The following is a 14,409-nucleotide window of genomic DNA, read 5'->3' as shown; positions in this document are numbered from 1 at the left end:
AACGACACTTTCTATAAGAAAATAAGTAATTGTAAACTAGATAACTATCTATAACTTAATTAGTTTAGCCAATTATTCTCAGATATTACAGAAAATTAGAGAAAAAATCAAGAATATGTTAGATTTAACCAAGAAAAACGCCCTTGTAACAGGTATTGCTAATAATAAATCCATCGCTTGGGGTATTGCTCAACAACTACATAAAGCAGGAGCAAATATCGGTGTTACTTATCTACCCGATGAAAAAGGAAGATTTGAGAAAAAAGTAGGGGAATTAGTAGAACCTTTAAGCCCTAGTGTTTTTCTTCCTTGTAATGTACAAGATGATGCCCAGATTGACGAAACTTTTGCTCAAATTAAAGAAAAATGGGGACATATTGACATCTTAATTCATTGTTTAGCTTTTGCTCAAAAAGATGATTTAACAGGAGATTTTAGTAATACCTCTCGTGACGGATTTAAAACAGCCCTTGATATTAGTGCTTATTCCCTAACCCGTTTAGTACAAGCCGCCAAACCCATGATGCGATCGGGTGGTAGCGTGGTAACATTAAGCTACCTTGGAGGAGTCAAAGTCATTCCTAACTATAACGTCATGGGTATTGCCAAATCTGCCTTAGAAATGAGTGTACGTTACCTTGCTTCAGAATTAGGAACACAAAATGTAAGAGTAAATGCTATCTCTGCCGGGCCTATTCGCACCCTTGCTTCCTCGGCGGTAGGAGGGATATTAGACATGATTCACCATGTCGAATCGGTTGCTCCTCTACGTCGTACGGTAACTCAAACAGAAGTAGGCAACACCGCCGCTTTTCTCTGTAGTGACTTGTCTAGTGGTATTACAGGACAAATTATTTATGTTGACGCAGGTTATGAAATTATGGGCATGAGTCAAGGACATTGAGGACAGAGATTGAGTTCTTGATTTATAACTATTTTTCCTATCTCCTACCCTCATCAAAAAAATTTTTCAAACTTTGCCTAATTAATAAAAGTACTTGACATCAGAGTTCTAAACTGCGATAATAATAGTTTGTGTGAAGTTTAGCTCTATTAAACCCTTGGCTAACGTTATCGTAATCGGAGCCCAATGGGGCGATGAAGGAAAAGGAAAAATAACAGATTTACTCAGTAAATCAGCAGATGTGGTAGTTCGCTCTCAAGGGGGTGTAAATGCCGGTCATACTGTGGTTGTAGAAAACCAAACCTTTAAATTACATCTAATTCCTTCAGGGATTTTATACCCTGATACTGAATGTATTATTGGTTCTGGTACTGTGATAGATCCTCAAGAGTTATTAGAAGAGATTGATCAGCTTATCGCTCTCAATATTTCTACTGATAACTTGTACATCTCGCAAACTGCCCATGTAACGATGCCCTATCATCGTATCTTAGACCAAGCGGCAGAAGAAAAGCGAGGTAAATATAAGATTGGTACGACTGGACGGGGTATTGGTCCGACTTATTCGGATAAAGCTGAGAGAATCGGCATTAGAATGCTTGATTTAATCAACTGCGATCGTCATCCAGATAAATTGGAATGGACTATTAACTATAAGAATGCGGTTTTAGAAAAACTCTATGGATTGCCTCCTTTAAATGCGAAAGAGGTAGTACAGGAATATATAGGTTACGCCGATCGTTTACGTTCTTTTGTCATTGACAGTTCTTTAAAAATTGATCAAGCTGTTAGAAGCAAGAAAAATATCTTGTTTGAAGGCGCCCAAGGTACACTCCTAGATCTAGATCACGGTACATATCCTTATGTTACCTCATCTAACCCTATCGCTGGTGGTGCTTGTGTTGGTGCTGGTGTTGGCCCCACTATTATCGATCGTATAATTGGAGTAGCAAAAGCTTACACCACTCGTGTGGGAGAAGGGCCTTTCCCTACAGAATTAGAGGATGATATTGGTACTCATTTAGGTGACAAAGGGGCAGAGTTTGGTACAACCACAGGGCGTCGTCGTCGTTGCGGTTGGTTTGACGGGGTAATTGGCAGATACGCCGCTAGAATTAACGGTTTAGATTGTTTAGCTATTACCAAATTAGATGTTCTTGATGAGTTAGAAGAAATTAAAGTCTGTGTAGCTTACAACATTGATGGAGAAATCTGTCGAGAATTTCCTACCCACGCCACCAAATTCGCTAACTGTCAGCCTGTATATGAAACTGTACCGGGGTGGCAACAATCAACCAGTCATTGTCAAACTTTAGAAGAATTGCCCAAAAAGGCATTAAATTATTTAAAATTCTTAGCCGAATTGATGGAATTACCCATTGCGATCGTTTCTGTAGGGCCGGGTAGAGATCAGACTATTATTATAGAAGATCCTATTCATGGACCAAAAAGAGCCTTATTATACGCTAACGGTAATCCAGTTTAATCTTAAAAGTATGACAATGGATAAATGACAATAGGCAATAATAATTAAAATTGACGATTTATTACCTTGAATTGATTGTTTTTTAGATTAATAACTGTCTATTGTGTAAAATATCAACGTATTATATAGTTAATAGTAAATAAATTTGTTTTTGAATAAATCAATAACATTTAAACTTATAGGGAAATTAGTTAAATAAAATGGAAGTAACATTAGAATGTAAAACAAGACCTGAAGGTAGTAAGCCTAGAGCATTACGTCGTGAAGGTTTTATTCCTGCTAATTTATATGGTCATAGTGGTGCAGAAGCATTATCTTTAGTGTTAACTCATAAAGAAGCTATTACCTTATTAAAAAATGCCTCAGTTAATAATACTTTAGTCGATTTAGCTATACCTGAACTTGATTGGAATGGTAAAGTTTTGATTAGAGAAGTACAAACTCATCCTTGGAAACGTAATTTACACCACATTAGTTTCTTCTGTCCTTCAGGAGATAATGATGTAGAAGTGGTTGTACCGTTAAAAATTGTTGGTAACTCCATTGGTATTTCTCAAGGTGGAATTATGGAACAGATGGTAACACAAGTTAAAGTTCGTTGTTTACCGACAAATATTCCTGAATATTTAGAAATGGATATTTCTGGCGTGGATATTGGTAAAACTTTCTCTGTGGCTAACTTAGTTTTACCTGAAGGAATTAAAGTATTGGACGATCCCAATAAGAATATTATGGGTATTGTTGCACCTCGTAAAAAAGGTTAAATCTATTAATCATTAACAATTAACAGTTAACAATTACTAATCATTGCTTTTTTATGAATAATTCTTTTTTTGATCCTGATAGTAACGGTAATCAAGAAATCGATCGAGAGGAATTAGCAAAAGTCTCTCCTCAGAAACAACAAGAACTAAAAAAAATATTTATCCTTCTTATAACCATTGGTTTAGTTATTGGTGCGATCGTATCTTTTGGTTTAATTAAAGTAATGTCAAAATTTGGCTTAACAGAAAAAACTCCTCAATTTGAAAGAATACAGAAATAAGTTATTAACCGACTCGCCATTGTTGCCATAACCACAAAATCCGAGTAAAATGGAAGTTTGCACAATAAACTAAATATTTATTAATAAATTAGGAGATAATTTTTTATGCGAGTCTGTCAACTTACTGGAAAAAGGGCAAATAATGGTTTTGCGGTTTCTCACTCTCATCGTAGAACTAAAAAGTTACAACACGCAAATTTACAAGATAAGAGAATTTGGTGGGCAGAAGGAAAGTGTTTTGTTAAACTTCGTATTTCAACAAAAGCTCTCAAAACTTTAGATAACAGAGGTTTAAACGCTATGGCTAGAGAGGCTGGAATTGATTTAAAACAATATAAGTGTCAATAAATTTTGATTATACAGTATCTTAGAGGGGGATTGCTAAAAATAGTTCACCACAAAAAAACCGTGAATAATTAGTAATTAGCTTTTCCTCCTCAAGATTTTATCTTTTTTCAGTAAATTCTAAATAGAATCTCGATCGACACTACCAAAGAATACAGGTTCAACTCTTATACAAACAATATTAGCAGGACGCACAACCATATACTCACCCTGAATATTTTTAATAGGTACGCTAATAAAATCTTTAGAGTCAGATTTTGGTATTAACTCTCCACTGTACCATTTTTGAAACTCTTGTATCGTGGGAAAACGCACTTCTTCTCTATGTCCGTTACTAATTAATATATGTGCTATATATTCATCGGGTTTTCTTGCCATGAAAGATAATTCCTACAATAATTTTAATTTCCGTTAATTATTTTGGCACAGAATATCATTATACAAACATTTGGATAAAACCTCTTTCGCAATCTCAGTTCAATGCAAAATGTATGGGTAATAGCAAGGTATTAGGTATTAGTTGTTAGGTATTAGGTTAACAATTGATTTTACTTAGATTAATTTAATTAAATAATTCAATCAGATTTGGTATTTTTAGAACCTAAAACCTAAACCCTAAAGCCTAAAACCTACCTACATCAAGGATTTTTTCTCGAACTTAGGTTTTCACATATTTATGTGTCAATGACGAGAGGGAAAAGTTACCAATTGATAATTGACAATTGATCCAAGATCTGGGCTTAAAATAAATGATGTTGAATTAGTTAAAGTTAATAAGGACAAAAGGTAAAATTTTTAGAGTAACATCAAAAAATAATTCGATCGTAAAAATAAAAAAGTTCTAACTTCCCATTAGTTTTATTTGAATTTCTGAAACAATAATTACACCTATGAATAATATTAAAAGAAAAATAGGCTTTAAAAATAACTTAGATAAATTATTATTTGTTTTTGCAAGTATTTATCTTCTGCTAGTGGCAGGTTGGTTTTGGAAGAATCACGAAAATCAACAAATCAACTCATCATCACCTTTAGTTAAGGATAATGGGTCATCTCCTGAAAATCAGATATTTAATGGGGAAAATAAATTACCCTTAGATAATCAAATGAATTTGTTACCTGTTAATAACAACACCAACAATTCATCACCATCGAATCTTTCTTCCTTATTACCATCTTCCACAAATGAGACTTTAACTATTCCTCCTTTACCTAATACCAATACCAATATCTCAACCAATCTTTCTGAAGTCTCTCCTATTCCGATTCCTCCACCACCAAAACCAACTTTACCACCACCGCCACCTTTGCCATCGGTAAATAATTTTAATGATTCTTCTACCTTACCACCACCACCAAAGTTAAATAAAGTACCAGTACTTAAGACTGCAAATACTACGACACTTCCTAATAATTTAGACAATAATATCTCTACGGTGGTTTCTCCATCAACAGTAACAGGTAGAGAAACTAAATATAACTATACTTTACAAGGGGTTGTAGAATTAGGAAATACTAATAGTGTTGCTTTGTTCAATATTAATAATGTCACCGAAAAAGTTTCTGTTGGGGGGGAAATTGGTGCGACAGGATGGGTATTAATGGGGATAAATGATAAACAAGCTGTTATTAGTCGTCAAAATCAATCGGTTTATCTTAGAGTGGGAGAAACTTTTTAATCAATTTTTTTTAACTTTAGTTATTGATAAACTTTTCGATCGAAAGAATAAACTTAATCTAATTAAATAGTTTAATAAGTACTTTATAATATGAATTTTTTTGAAGATTTTAGTAAGTTTTTAGAATCTCGCTTAGATGAATTTTTACAAAGTAATCCTCATCTAAATTTGACGATTATTGCTCAAGAATTAAAAGCAGAAAAAAATGACACTCTCAAGTTGATTTCTCAATCAGAATCTGAGTTAAAAACCATTGAAAATAAGATATTAACTATAGGAAAAGATATTCAAACATGGCATAGTCGGATTGAAAAAGCACAACAAGCTGGAAGATTAGATTTAGCACAAGAAGCAGAAAACAGAGAACGATCGTTATTAACTGAAGGTGCATTACTTTGGCGACAGATGGAAGAAATTAAACAAAAAATTAAAACTAATAAAGAGTTATTAATTTCGATCGAAACCAAAGAAAAAGAAATTAATTTAAAAATAGATCAATTAAAAGCAAATCAAACTTATACGAATACTTATCAAAGTCAATCATGGAATCAAAATAAATACTATGATGATTTAGAAACAAAATTTCAACAGTGGGAAATTGATCAGCAATTACAAGATATGAAAAACAATTTATAATTCAGAAAAATAAACATTTTAAAAACTAAAATCATGAAATATTTACCTTTTTTATTAGGTGCATTTTTATCATTAAATTTCGGCAATTTAGCTCAAGCACAAAATTTACCTTCCTCGTCAGAAGTGGGTACTTTATTTGGTGACTATATGTGTCAATCTTTTGAAAATACGGGAATGATCACTGACGATAAAATTATGGAGAAATTTGCAGAGAGTTTGATCGATAAGTATGGTGAAGAAAATACTCTTAAATTAATGGAAAAATTAGAGGTAGTTTTTACAAAAGATAATTTAGCTAACGATCGTTATGGTGTTGATTTAATGAGATCCGCTTTAAACCATATTATTAATGATGATAGTTGTTTTCAAGTTTTTGTTAAAGAACTATTCTAAAATTTAGATGATCCTTAACACAAAAAAAGATTTAGCATCAAATCCACTAAAATAATAGATAAGACAGATCATCATCAGAATCGATAGTCACTATGAGTTATTGGAAAACTGGGCAGATTATTCAAAAAGGAAAATATGTGATTGATAAGGTTTTAGGGGCAGGAGGTGCTGGTATTACTTATCGTGCCAAAGATCTTCAAATGGGAAATATTGTCGCCGTCAAAACTCTTAATGCTACTATTCAAGCTCAACCAGACTTTAAAAAACATCAAGAAAGATTTATTCAAGAGGCTTTTCGTTTAGCTAAATGTAGTCATGCTCATGTAATTCAAGTAGATGATGTCTGTCAAGAAGGTGAGTTGTGGTGTATGGTGATGGAATATATTGATGGAGGAAATTTAGAAAGTTTAGTTAAACAAAAGGGTGGTTTTGAAGAAGTTGAAGCGATTCGTTATATTTATCAGGTGGGAAGTGCATTAAGTTATATTCATCAACGGGGTATTTTACACCGAGATGTGAAACCGGCTAATATTATGCGTCGCAGTCAAAATAATGAAGCTGTATTGATTGATTTTGGATTGGCAAGAGATTTTATTGAGGATAAAACCCAAATTCATACCAATTCTCGAACAGAAGGTTTCGCTCCTTTAGAACAATATTCTCGAAATGCCAAAAGGGGAGCTTATACAGATGTGTATGCTTTGGCCGCTACTTTATATTATTCTTTGACTTTACAAATACCTTTTCCGGCTCAGTTTCGCAATCAGGGTATTAATTTAATTCCTCCTCAACAACATAATCCGAAGATTAGCGATCGAACAAATTTAGCTATTTTGAAAGGAATGGAGTTACATTCGGATGATCGTCCAGAATCGATCGCTGAATGGTTAAGTATGCTAACAGAAAATAGAGAAATTGTCCTTTCTTCTCCTGTTACAACTGCAGCTACTCCTCCTGCGGTGGCTACTTCAAAAAAAATGCCCGTGATGGCTGTACCTCCTGTTCCTACAACTAAAAAGGTTAGACGAGTAGTCAAAACCTCTAGGGCAACACCCATGGAAACAGAAACCTATGATCCTCTTTCCCCCAACAGATTTCACCATAATCCTCCCATTGCTTCACCTCCTACCCAATCACAAACCACTTCTTCTTTAGGTGATGAGCAAGTTTTTAATAATTATTATGAGGAGGAGTCTTCTATCCCTACAGAAATGGCTAATCCTGAAACTGTATTGGAATCTCAATCTTCTTCTTTATCGGAGGTGGGTATTGATTATAGTCGATTAGAAGAATTGTTGAGTAGTCAAGCATGGCGCAAAGCTGATGAAGAAACCCATAGAATCATGCTTAAAGCAGTCAATAAAGAGGCTTCCGGTTGGATTGATCGAAATTCTATGAGTACTTTTCCTGCTAAAGATTTACAAACCCTCGATCGACTTTGGCTTCAATATAGTAACGGTAAATTTGGTTTTTCTGTACAAAAAAGAATTTATCTGAGTTTAGGAGGAAAAAGAAGTTACGATAAGAAAATATGGGAAACTGTTGGCGATCGTCTTGGATGGCGCATGAACGGAATTTGGTTATTTCAAGACTATTTAATTTATACTATTAAAGCACCTCAAGGACATTTACCCAGTGTTGCCATGTCGGGGTTATTAGAAAGAGGAATTTATACTCTGATTTCTCGAATTATGGACTGTGGAATTAACTAAGAGAATTGAGAATTGTCAACTGTATTATATTATTTATCATGATTCAAGATACAGAAAAAATTTATTGGTTAGCATGGTCAAAAATTAAAGGGGTTGGAGTAGTATCTTTAAAGAAAATATATGATTATTTTGGCAATTTAGAACAGGCTTGGACAGCTTCATCACAAGAATTAATGCTGATTGATGGTATTGGCAAAAAACTATGTAATTTAATTCAAGAAGAAAAAAGAAAAATTGAGCCGGAAAAACTATACTTAAAACATATAGAAAAAAATCCTAAATTTTGGACGGTTATTGAATTAGAGTATCCTAAATTATTACTGGAAATTCCTAGTCCTCCCTCGATTTTATATTATTTAGGACAAGTAAATTTATCGGAAAATCAAGGTATAACTCCTTTAATTGGCATTGTGGGTACAAGAAAGCCCACAGAACATGGAAAAAAATGGACATATAATATTAGTAAGGCTTTAGGAAAAAATGGTTTTACGGTGGTATCTGGGTTAGCAGAAGGTATCGATACAGTGGCACATCGTGGTTGTTTAGATGGTGGAGGTAGAACTATTGCAGTACTAGGAAATGGACTCGATCGAGCGTATCCTTCCAATAATCGTCAATTAATGGCAGAAATTGCGGAAAAAGGGTTAATTATGACAGAATATGAGTATGGAAGTCAACCAGAAAGGGGTAATTTTCCTGCTCGTAATCGTATTGTTGCAGGATTGTGTCGAGCGGTATTGGTTATGGAAGCGCCAGAAAAATCGGGAGCATTGATTACCGCACGTTATGCTAATGAGTTTAATCGAGATGTTTATACATTACCTAATAGCCCTGATAATGTTCAAGCTAGAGGATGTTTAAGGTTAATTCATAATGGAGCAGAAATTATTATCAATGAAGAGGAGTTGTTATCTAGTTTAGGGATAATACCAAGTTTAGATCAAGGACAACAATTATCTTTATTTCCCGTATCTTCCCCTTCTCTACCAGAAAAAACACCCAAAGAACCTCGTTTATCTTCTAGTTTTAAATTAGTTTATGACTCGATCGAAGTCAACCCCACTCTTTTTGATGTTATTGTTGATAAGAGTCAATTAAATAGTGGAGAAGTTTCAGGAATTCTTCTACAACTGGAGTTAGATGGTTTAATAACTCAACTTCCCGGGATGATGTATTGTCGAGCATGAGAAAGAGGAAAAACACTAGAATTTAGTCGTAATACTCTTTATCTTTGGCTAAAACAAAAACAAGAAACAGGTAGTGTTATTCCAAAGACAAATTATCATCGTGGTCCAAAACCAAAAATTAATGATTTGGAGGCATTTAAAGTATTCCACCCAATATGATCTTCAACAACAAATAGGAATAATCTTTAAAAATCTCAACGACTCGATGGAATATCTACTGGATTCTTTTCCTGTACCTGTTTGCAACAATATCAGAATTGCTCGTTGTCGGTTGATTAATTCAGAAGATTATAGAGGCTACATAGCTTCAAAAAAACTTTACTTTTATGGTGTAAGAATACATTTACTCAGTACAAAAGAAGGAATACCTGTGGAATGGGTGTTTATACCGGGAAGTAGTCATGATGTTAGTGGCTTGAATTTATTACCATTAAACCTTCCTCCGGGGAGTGAAATCTATGCAGATAAAGCATTTAATGATTACGAAATGGAAGATCAATTGGCAGAATTAGAAAAAATTTCCTTAGAGATAATCAGAAAAAAGAAATCGAAAAGAGAAGATAGTAAATGGGTTCATTACATTAAGCAAACAAGCCGTCATTTTATCGAAACAGTTTTCAGTAGAATTACCAGAAAATTCCCAAAAAATATCCATGCAGTAACTTTTCAAGGATTTTTACTCAAAGTATCATCGTTTATTTTTGCATACACTTTAGAAAGTTCCTTTTTATAATAACTAGCAACTTACGTTAATACTATTAACATGAGTACTGAGGATCAATTAGAATTTGAGAAGTACATCCAAAAAGCTAGTGAAATACTTAATTAATCAGAGAGGCAATGGGAGAAGTTATCCAATTTAAACCAACGGCTAATTTATGTTCAAAAGTTGGCAAACGATAGAGATAAATTAAACGTCTTGCTAAGTAGGCAATGTTACCATTTAAGTATATTCCAAAACCGCTTAAGGTGGCATTTTGTGTTCCCAAAGCTAACATTTCTCCTAGGGGTTGATATTGAAAGGGTAACAAAGGTTTTTCTTCTATACTTGCCCAGATATTCCATGCACAATAATCAGATTGTTGAAAGGCTACTTGTGCGGTTGCTGGTAAGATTTTTCCATCTTGATCATAGCATTCTACTAAGTCTCCGATCGCAAAAATTTCGGGATGTTGTTTTACCTGTAATTCTGAATTGATGTCAATTTTACCTTGAGAATTTTGGGGCAAGGATAATTGATTAATGAGTTTTATTGGTTTTGTACCAACTGTCCACATTACTGCATCAACGGGAATAGTGTCTATTTTATTTTTATATTCGATCGTAATTTGATCTTTTTCTATTTCCACTATTTTCGTTTCCAAGTCTAACCAGATTTTTCGATCGTTTAAGGCTTTTTTAGCAGTTTTTTGATTAAATTCTGATGATTTGGAGAGAATATCATTACCACGATCTATAATCCTAATTTTACCACGATTACCTAAACGATCAGCTATTTTTAAAGCTAATTCAATACCACTATAACCCCCACCTATTATTGCTACTCTAATAAATTCTTTGTCAGAATTTTCTAACATTCTCAGTTTTTCTTTCAAGGTATAAGCATTTTCTAAAGTACGAAAAGGAATACCATAGTCTTTTGCTCCTTTTACCATCTCATCAGGAGTTGTGCCGCCCAAGGCTATCACCAAACGATCATAATTCAAACTAGAACCAGTTAAAATAACTTTTTGTGCATTAACATCAATATCTGTGACAGCATCTTGAAGATATTGAATAGGAGTATTAGCTAATAAATCAGTATAAGAGGGTGCTATTTCCCAACTTTGTATTTCCTCTGTAACTAATTCATAAAGTAATGGAGAAAAAACAAAACGATCGTTTTTATCAATAATAGTAATTTGGGGTTGTTGTGTCCAATTCAAATCGATTAATCGTAAAGCGGTATAAAGCCCTCCAAATCCACCACCGAGAATGACAATTTTTTTCACGTTGCTATTACTCTTGATAAAGTCAGGACAATTTCACTATACCACAACTTAAAAAAAAAGTCTTTTATTGATTCATTTTTATTTGTTTATTTGTTGTAAAATGGTCTTCAATTTCTTATCTAAAACCAAAATTGGGGAAATAATCACCCACTAGGTCAGAAAAATTTTTCATTCTATTTAGAGAAGATTCAGTTAAGATTACCTAAACAGTGTTAGTATTATCCCGTTTAATGGGCGTGAGGAGTGAATATCAATGAATTTGAAGAAAGATGCCTTAAAAACTCTCAAGGAAACCAGTCGCACCTTCTATATTCCAATTAGTCGTTTACCCGATGGTCTTCAAGAAGCTGTTACATCTGCTTACCTTTGTATGAGAGCGATCGATGAAATCGAAGATCATCCAGGTATTGACAATCAGCTTAAAGTAAAAATTTTGAAAGAAATTAGTTTAGCATTACAATCAGGACATGAAAATATTACTCGTGAGGAAATGACGGAAGCAGTTAAATCTTATCAAAACTTAATACCTGACGTTAGTTATCGCTTTGGGGAATGGGCATTATTAGCACCGCCAAGTATTGCTTCGAGAATTTGGGATGCAACGGCGGCGATGGCAGATAGAATGGCTTATTGGGCAGAAAATAATTGGACAATCAAAACAAAATCTAATTTAGATCAATACACTTTTAGTGTTGCTGGTGCAGTGGGTTTACTGTTATCAGATTTATGGGGATGGTATGACAACACCCAAACAAATCGAGAGGAGGCTATTGGTTTTGGTAGGGGTTTACAAGCCGTTAATATTCTTCGCAACTATCGAGAAGATAAAATGAGAGGAGTTAGTTTTTTCCCTGAAGGTTGGCAATTGGATGATATGCACAAATACGCTCGTTATAATCTTAGTTTAGCGGATTCTTATACTAAATCATTACCCAAAGGACCTGCTTTACAATTTTGTCAAATACCTTTAACTCTTGCCCATGCGACTTTAGAAGTTCTTATTTTAGGAAAACCAAAACTTAGTCGCAGTGATGTTATGGCTTTAGTTTCCCAAGTTTGCAGTTAGAAATTATTAATAGTGATAGTTGACAATTAACTACGGAGATTAAAATTAAATGCTGTAGTGACTCTAAATTATTTGTAAAGTGCCAATAATAGCCAACAATTCTGAAAGTATCTTTATCTATAAATTGTAAATTTTAGGTTGATCAGAATCTGTTAAACTATTATTTTTTGTTTGTTATCTTATTCTCAATAAATTTAGATAAGTCTTAGGTTACTCGAATATTAGTTGATTTTCCATAAGTGATTTAGGACTGCTATAGTTAAACTATTAAAAATTAAGATGGAAATTAGTGTAGAATTTCTGTAATTATCAAGGGTGAGGAGAAAAACCATTGAATTATTGGGTACAAGAACGTTTAAAATCATTACAAGAGGCCTTAGACCAAAAGTATTGTCGATCGATAGATCAAGTGAGTAAAGTAGTTGCTTCTCATTTTCAGTCAGGGCATACTCTTTTAATTTGTGGTAATGGAGGTTCAGCCGCCGATGCACAACATATTGCAGCAGAATTTGTCGGACGTTTTCAAATCGATCGACCTGGTTTACCTGCGATCGCATTAGGGACAAATCCTGCAACCTTAACAGCTTGGAGTAATGATCATGAATTTGAAACAATTTTTGCTCGTCAAGTACAATGTTTTGGCAAAGCAGGGGACATCCTTTGGGCATTATCTACATCTGGAAGATCTCGTAATATTATTCTTGCTTTAAAAGCAGCCAAGGAAAAAGGAATGATAACCATTGGCATGGCAGGAAATGATGGAGGAATGATGAATAGTTTAATTGATTATCCTCTTTTCGTAAAAGAAAAACATACTCCCTACGTTCAAGAAATACATTTAATCACCTATCATCGCATTTGTGAACAAGTAGAGGCTCAATTATTCGCTCATGATAGCTTACAAAAACGTTTAGCTGTTTAAATTGTTAATTAATTTTTCCCCTCTTAAAAAGGGCTTTAGCCCTTATCTTCATATAAAATACCATCTTGATCGACAACACGATTTCTACCACTATTTTTTGCTTGATATAATGCCATATCACTCCTAGAAATAGCCTGACTAACACTGGTATCATCAGATTTGTAAACAGAAACTCCAATACTCACAGTTAAACTGATTTTATAAGAATCTATATCAATAATTTCATTATAAATATTTGTCCTAATTCGATTAGCTACCAATACAGCATCTTCTAAGTTAGTTTCCGAAAGAAAAATGATAAACTCCTCCCCTCCCCATCTAGCACATAAATCTTCTTTTCTGATACATAAAACACATTGTTGTGCCACGAATTGAATAACTAAATCTCCGACTGGATGACCATAGGTGTCATTAATTTTTTTAAAATAATCAATATCTAAAATCAGTAAAGAAAAAGATCTTTTTTGTCTTCTTGCTAAATTAAATTCTCTTTCTGCTAAAGAAATAAAATGACGACGGTTTGAAATACCAGTTAAATCATCGGTTTTAGCTAATTTTTCTAATTCTACTAATGCTTTTTTTAACTCATCCCTTGTAAATTTTAATTCTAAATGATTTTTAATTCTCGCTAATAATTCTTGATTATGAAAAGGTTTTGTAATGTAATCTACTGCTCCTAAATCGAAAGCCTTTAGCAAATCTTGTTTTTCATCACTCGCAGTAATAAAAATAACGGGGATTTCTTGAAAGTTAGGATTGAGTTTAATTCTTTCACAAAGTTCTAAACCATTAATGTTAGGCATCATCAAATCCAATAAAATAAGATCTGGAGTCATTTTTACTAGATAAGGCATAACATCTTCGCTCGTACTCAAAATTGAAATTTTATATCCTTCTTTTTTTAGAAGTTTCTCCAGTAAAATACGATTAATAGAATTATCATCTACTGCCAAAATAAGAAAGTTTCTGGGATTATAATTAGCCATAAAATGTATGTCATTTTGAGAACATCGATTAAACAAGAGATTATGTTTTTATACTAT

Annotated in this window: 16 protein-coding genes; 13 read left to right on the top strand and 3 right to left on the bottom strand. The window is 33.5% G+C overall.

Features of this window, described 5'->3' with window-relative positions:
• Positions 1-115 precede the first annotated feature (115 nt).
• The 5 genes from fabI to rpmB all read left to right on the top strand — a co-directional run bounded on the left by fabI (position 116) and on the right by rpmB (position 3,783).
• Positions 116-904 (top strand): enoyl-ACP reductase FabI, encoded by a 789-nt coding sequence (gene fabI, locus GM3709_RS10145; RefSeq protein ID WP_066118861.1) that lies wholly within the window; start codon positions 116-118, stop codon positions 902-904.
• Between the two features lie 157 nt (positions 905-1,061).
• Positions 1,062-2,390 (top strand): adenylosuccinate synthase, encoded by a 1,329-nt coding sequence (locus GM3709_RS10140; protein ID WP_066121866.1) that lies wholly within the window; start codon positions 1,062-1,064, stop codon positions 2,388-2,390.
• A gap of 200 nt (positions 2,391-2,590) precedes the next feature.
• Positions 2,591-3,154: a 50S ribosomal protein L25/general stress protein Ctc gene (locus GM3709_RS10135; RefSeq protein ID WP_066118859.1), complete on the top strand. Its 564-nt coding sequence runs from the start codon at positions 2,591-2,593 to the stop codon at positions 3,152-3,154.
• A 53-nt stretch (positions 3,155-3,207) separates the two neighbouring features.
• Positions 3,208-3,435: a hypothetical protein gene (locus GM3709_RS10130; RefSeq protein ID WP_173645711.1), complete on the top strand. Its 228-nt coding sequence runs from the start codon at positions 3,208-3,210 to the stop codon at positions 3,433-3,435.
• A 105-nt stretch (positions 3,436-3,540) separates the two neighbouring features.
• Positions 3,541-3,783, top strand: a complete 243-nt coding sequence (gene rpmB / locus GM3709_RS10125; RefSeq protein ID WP_066118857.1) for a 50S ribosomal protein L28 — start codon at positions 3,541-3,543, stop codon at positions 3,781-3,783.
• A 117-nt stretch (positions 3,784-3,900) separates the two neighbouring features.
• Here rpmB and GM3709_RS10120 read toward each other — a convergent pair whose 3' ends face one another.
• On the bottom strand, positions 3,901-4,158 hold the full coding sequence (locus GM3709_RS10120; protein WP_066118855.1) for a hypothetical protein: 258 nt from the start codon (positions 4,156-4,158) through the stop codon (positions 3,901-3,903).
• Between the two features lie 512 nt (positions 4,159-4,670).
• Here GM3709_RS10120 and GM3709_RS10115 point away from each other — a divergent pair.
• The 6 genes from GM3709_RS10115 to GM3709_RS10090 all read left to right on the top strand — a co-directional run bounded on the left by GM3709_RS10115 (position 4,671) and on the right by GM3709_RS10090 (position 10,120).
• Complete coding sequence (locus GM3709_RS10115; RefSeq protein WP_066118854.1) at positions 4,671-5,459, top strand: hypothetical protein; 789 nt, start codon at positions 4,671-4,673, stop codon at positions 5,457-5,459.
• Positions 5,460-5,549: 90 nt separating this feature from the next.
• Positions 5,550-6,095, top strand: a complete 546-nt coding sequence (locus tag GM3709_RS10110) for a TIGR04376 family protein (protein WP_066118852.1) — start codon at positions 5,550-5,552, stop codon at positions 6,093-6,095.
• A gap of 33 nt (positions 6,096-6,128) precedes the next feature.
• Positions 6,129-6,488 carry a hypothetical protein gene (locus tag GM3709_RS10105; protein ID WP_066118850.1) on the top strand — a complete coding sequence of 120 codons (360 nt, stop codon included), beginning with the start codon at positions 6,129-6,131 and terminating at the stop codon, positions 6,486-6,488.
• A 92-nt stretch (positions 6,489-6,580) separates the two neighbouring features.
• The gene (locus tag GM3709_RS10100; protein WP_066118848.1) at positions 6,581-8,200 is read left to right on the top strand and encodes a serine/threonine-protein kinase; all 1,620 of its coding nucleotides are present in this window, start codon (positions 6,581-6,583) and stop codon (positions 8,198-8,200) included.
• A gap of 38 nt (positions 8,201-8,238) precedes the next feature.
• Entirely contained in the window at positions 8,239-9,387 is a 1,149-nt protein-coding gene (dprA, locus tag GM3709_RS10095) for a DNA-processing protein DprA (protein WP_066118846.1), read from the top strand.
• Between the two features lie 121 nt (positions 9,388-9,508).
• Positions 9,509-10,120: an IS982 family transposase gene (locus GM3709_RS10090; RefSeq protein WP_144439426.1), complete on the top strand. Its 612-nt coding sequence runs from the start codon at positions 9,509-9,511 to the stop codon at positions 10,118-10,120.
• An 88-nt stretch (positions 10,121-10,208) separates the two neighbouring features.
• Here GM3709_RS10090 and GM3709_RS10085 read toward each other — a convergent pair whose 3' ends face one another.
• Positions 10,209-11,378: an NAD(P)/FAD-dependent oxidoreductase gene (locus GM3709_RS10085; RefSeq protein ID WP_066118842.1), complete on the bottom strand. Its 1,170-nt coding sequence runs from the start codon at positions 11,376-11,378 to the stop codon at positions 10,209-10,211.
• Positions 11,379-11,631: 253 nt separating this feature from the next.
• Here GM3709_RS10085 and GM3709_RS10080 point away from each other — a divergent pair, with 253 nt between their 5' ends.
• Both GM3709_RS10080 and GM3709_RS10075 read left to right on the top strand, forming a co-directional pair.
• Positions 11,632-12,444, top strand: a complete 813-nt coding sequence (locus tag GM3709_RS10080) for a squalene/phytoene synthase family protein (RefSeq protein WP_066118841.1) — start codon at positions 11,632-11,634, stop codon at positions 12,442-12,444.
• Positions 12,445-12,775: 331 nt separating this feature from the next.
• Complete coding sequence (locus GM3709_RS10075) at positions 12,776-13,366, top strand: SIS domain-containing protein (protein WP_066118839.1); 591 nt, start codon at positions 12,776-12,778, stop codon at positions 13,364-13,366.
• A gap of 35 nt (positions 13,367-13,401) precedes the next feature.
• Here GM3709_RS10075 and GM3709_RS10070 read toward each other — a convergent pair whose 3' ends face one another.
• Positions 13,402-14,352: a diguanylate cyclase gene (locus tag GM3709_RS10070; protein WP_066118837.1), complete on the bottom strand. Its 951-nt coding sequence runs from the start codon at positions 14,350-14,352 to the stop codon at positions 13,402-13,404.
• Positions 14,353-14,409: the final 57 nt, after the last annotated feature.

Source organism: Geminocystis sp. NIES-3709, from assembly GCF_001548115.1.
Classification (GTDB): domain Bacteria; phylum Cyanobacteriota; class Cyanobacteriia; order Cyanobacteriales; family Cyanobacteriaceae; genus Geminocystis.
Note: the sequence above shows the minus strand (reverse complement) of the source record. Positions and strands in the feature narration are given on the sequence as shown.

What these genes read in the sequence shown, in the direction of transcription:
- fabI (WP_066118861.1), top strand. Translation starts at nt 116, where the DNA reads ATGTTAGATTTAACCAAGAAAAACGCCCTTGTAACAGGTATTGCTAAT.
- GM3709_RS10135 (WP_066118859.1), top strand. Translation starts at nt 2,591, where the DNA reads ATGGAAGTAACATTAGAATGTAAAACAAGACCTGAAGGTAGTAAGCCT.
- GM3709_RS10130 (WP_173645711.1), top strand. Translation starts at nt 3,208, where the DNA reads ATGAATAATTCTTTTTTTGATCCTGATAGTAACGGTAATCAAGAAATC.
- rpmB (WP_066118857.1), top strand. Translation starts at nt 3,541, where the DNA reads ATGCGAGTCTGTCAACTTACTGGAAAAAGGGCAAATAATGGTTTTGCG.
- GM3709_RS10120 (WP_066118855.1), bottom strand. Translation starts at nt 4,158, where the DNA reads ATGGCAAGAAAACCCGATGAATATATAGCACATATATTAATTAGTAAC.
- GM3709_RS10115 (WP_066118854.1), top strand. Translation starts at nt 4,671, where the DNA reads ATGAATAATATTAAAAGAAAAATAGGCTTTAAAAATAACTTAGATAAA.
- GM3709_RS10110 (WP_066118852.1), top strand. Translation starts at nt 5,550, where the DNA reads ATGAATTTTTTTGAAGATTTTAGTAAGTTTTTAGAATCTCGCTTAGAT.
- GM3709_RS10105 (WP_066118850.1), top strand. Translation starts at nt 6,129, where the DNA reads ATGAAATATTTACCTTTTTTATTAGGTGCATTTTTATCATTAAATTTC.
- GM3709_RS10100 (WP_066118848.1), top strand. Translation starts at nt 6,581, where the DNA reads ATGAGTTATTGGAAAACTGGGCAGATTATTCAAAAAGGAAAATATGTG.
- dprA (WP_066118846.1), top strand. Translation starts at nt 8,239, where the DNA reads ATGATTCAAGATACAGAAAAAATTTATTGGTTAGCATGGTCAAAAATT.
- GM3709_RS10090 (WP_144439426.1), top strand. Translation starts at nt 9,509, where the DNA reads ATGATTTGGAGGCATTTAAAGTATTCCACCCAATATGATCTTCAACAA.
- GM3709_RS10080 (WP_066118841.1), top strand. Translation starts at nt 11,632, where the DNA reads ATGAATTTGAAGAAAGATGCCTTAAAAACTCTCAAGGAAACCAGTCGC.
- GM3709_RS10070 (WP_066118837.1), bottom strand. Translation starts at nt 14,352, where the DNA reads ATGGCTAATTATAATCCCAGAAACTTTCTTATTTTGGCAGTAGATGAT.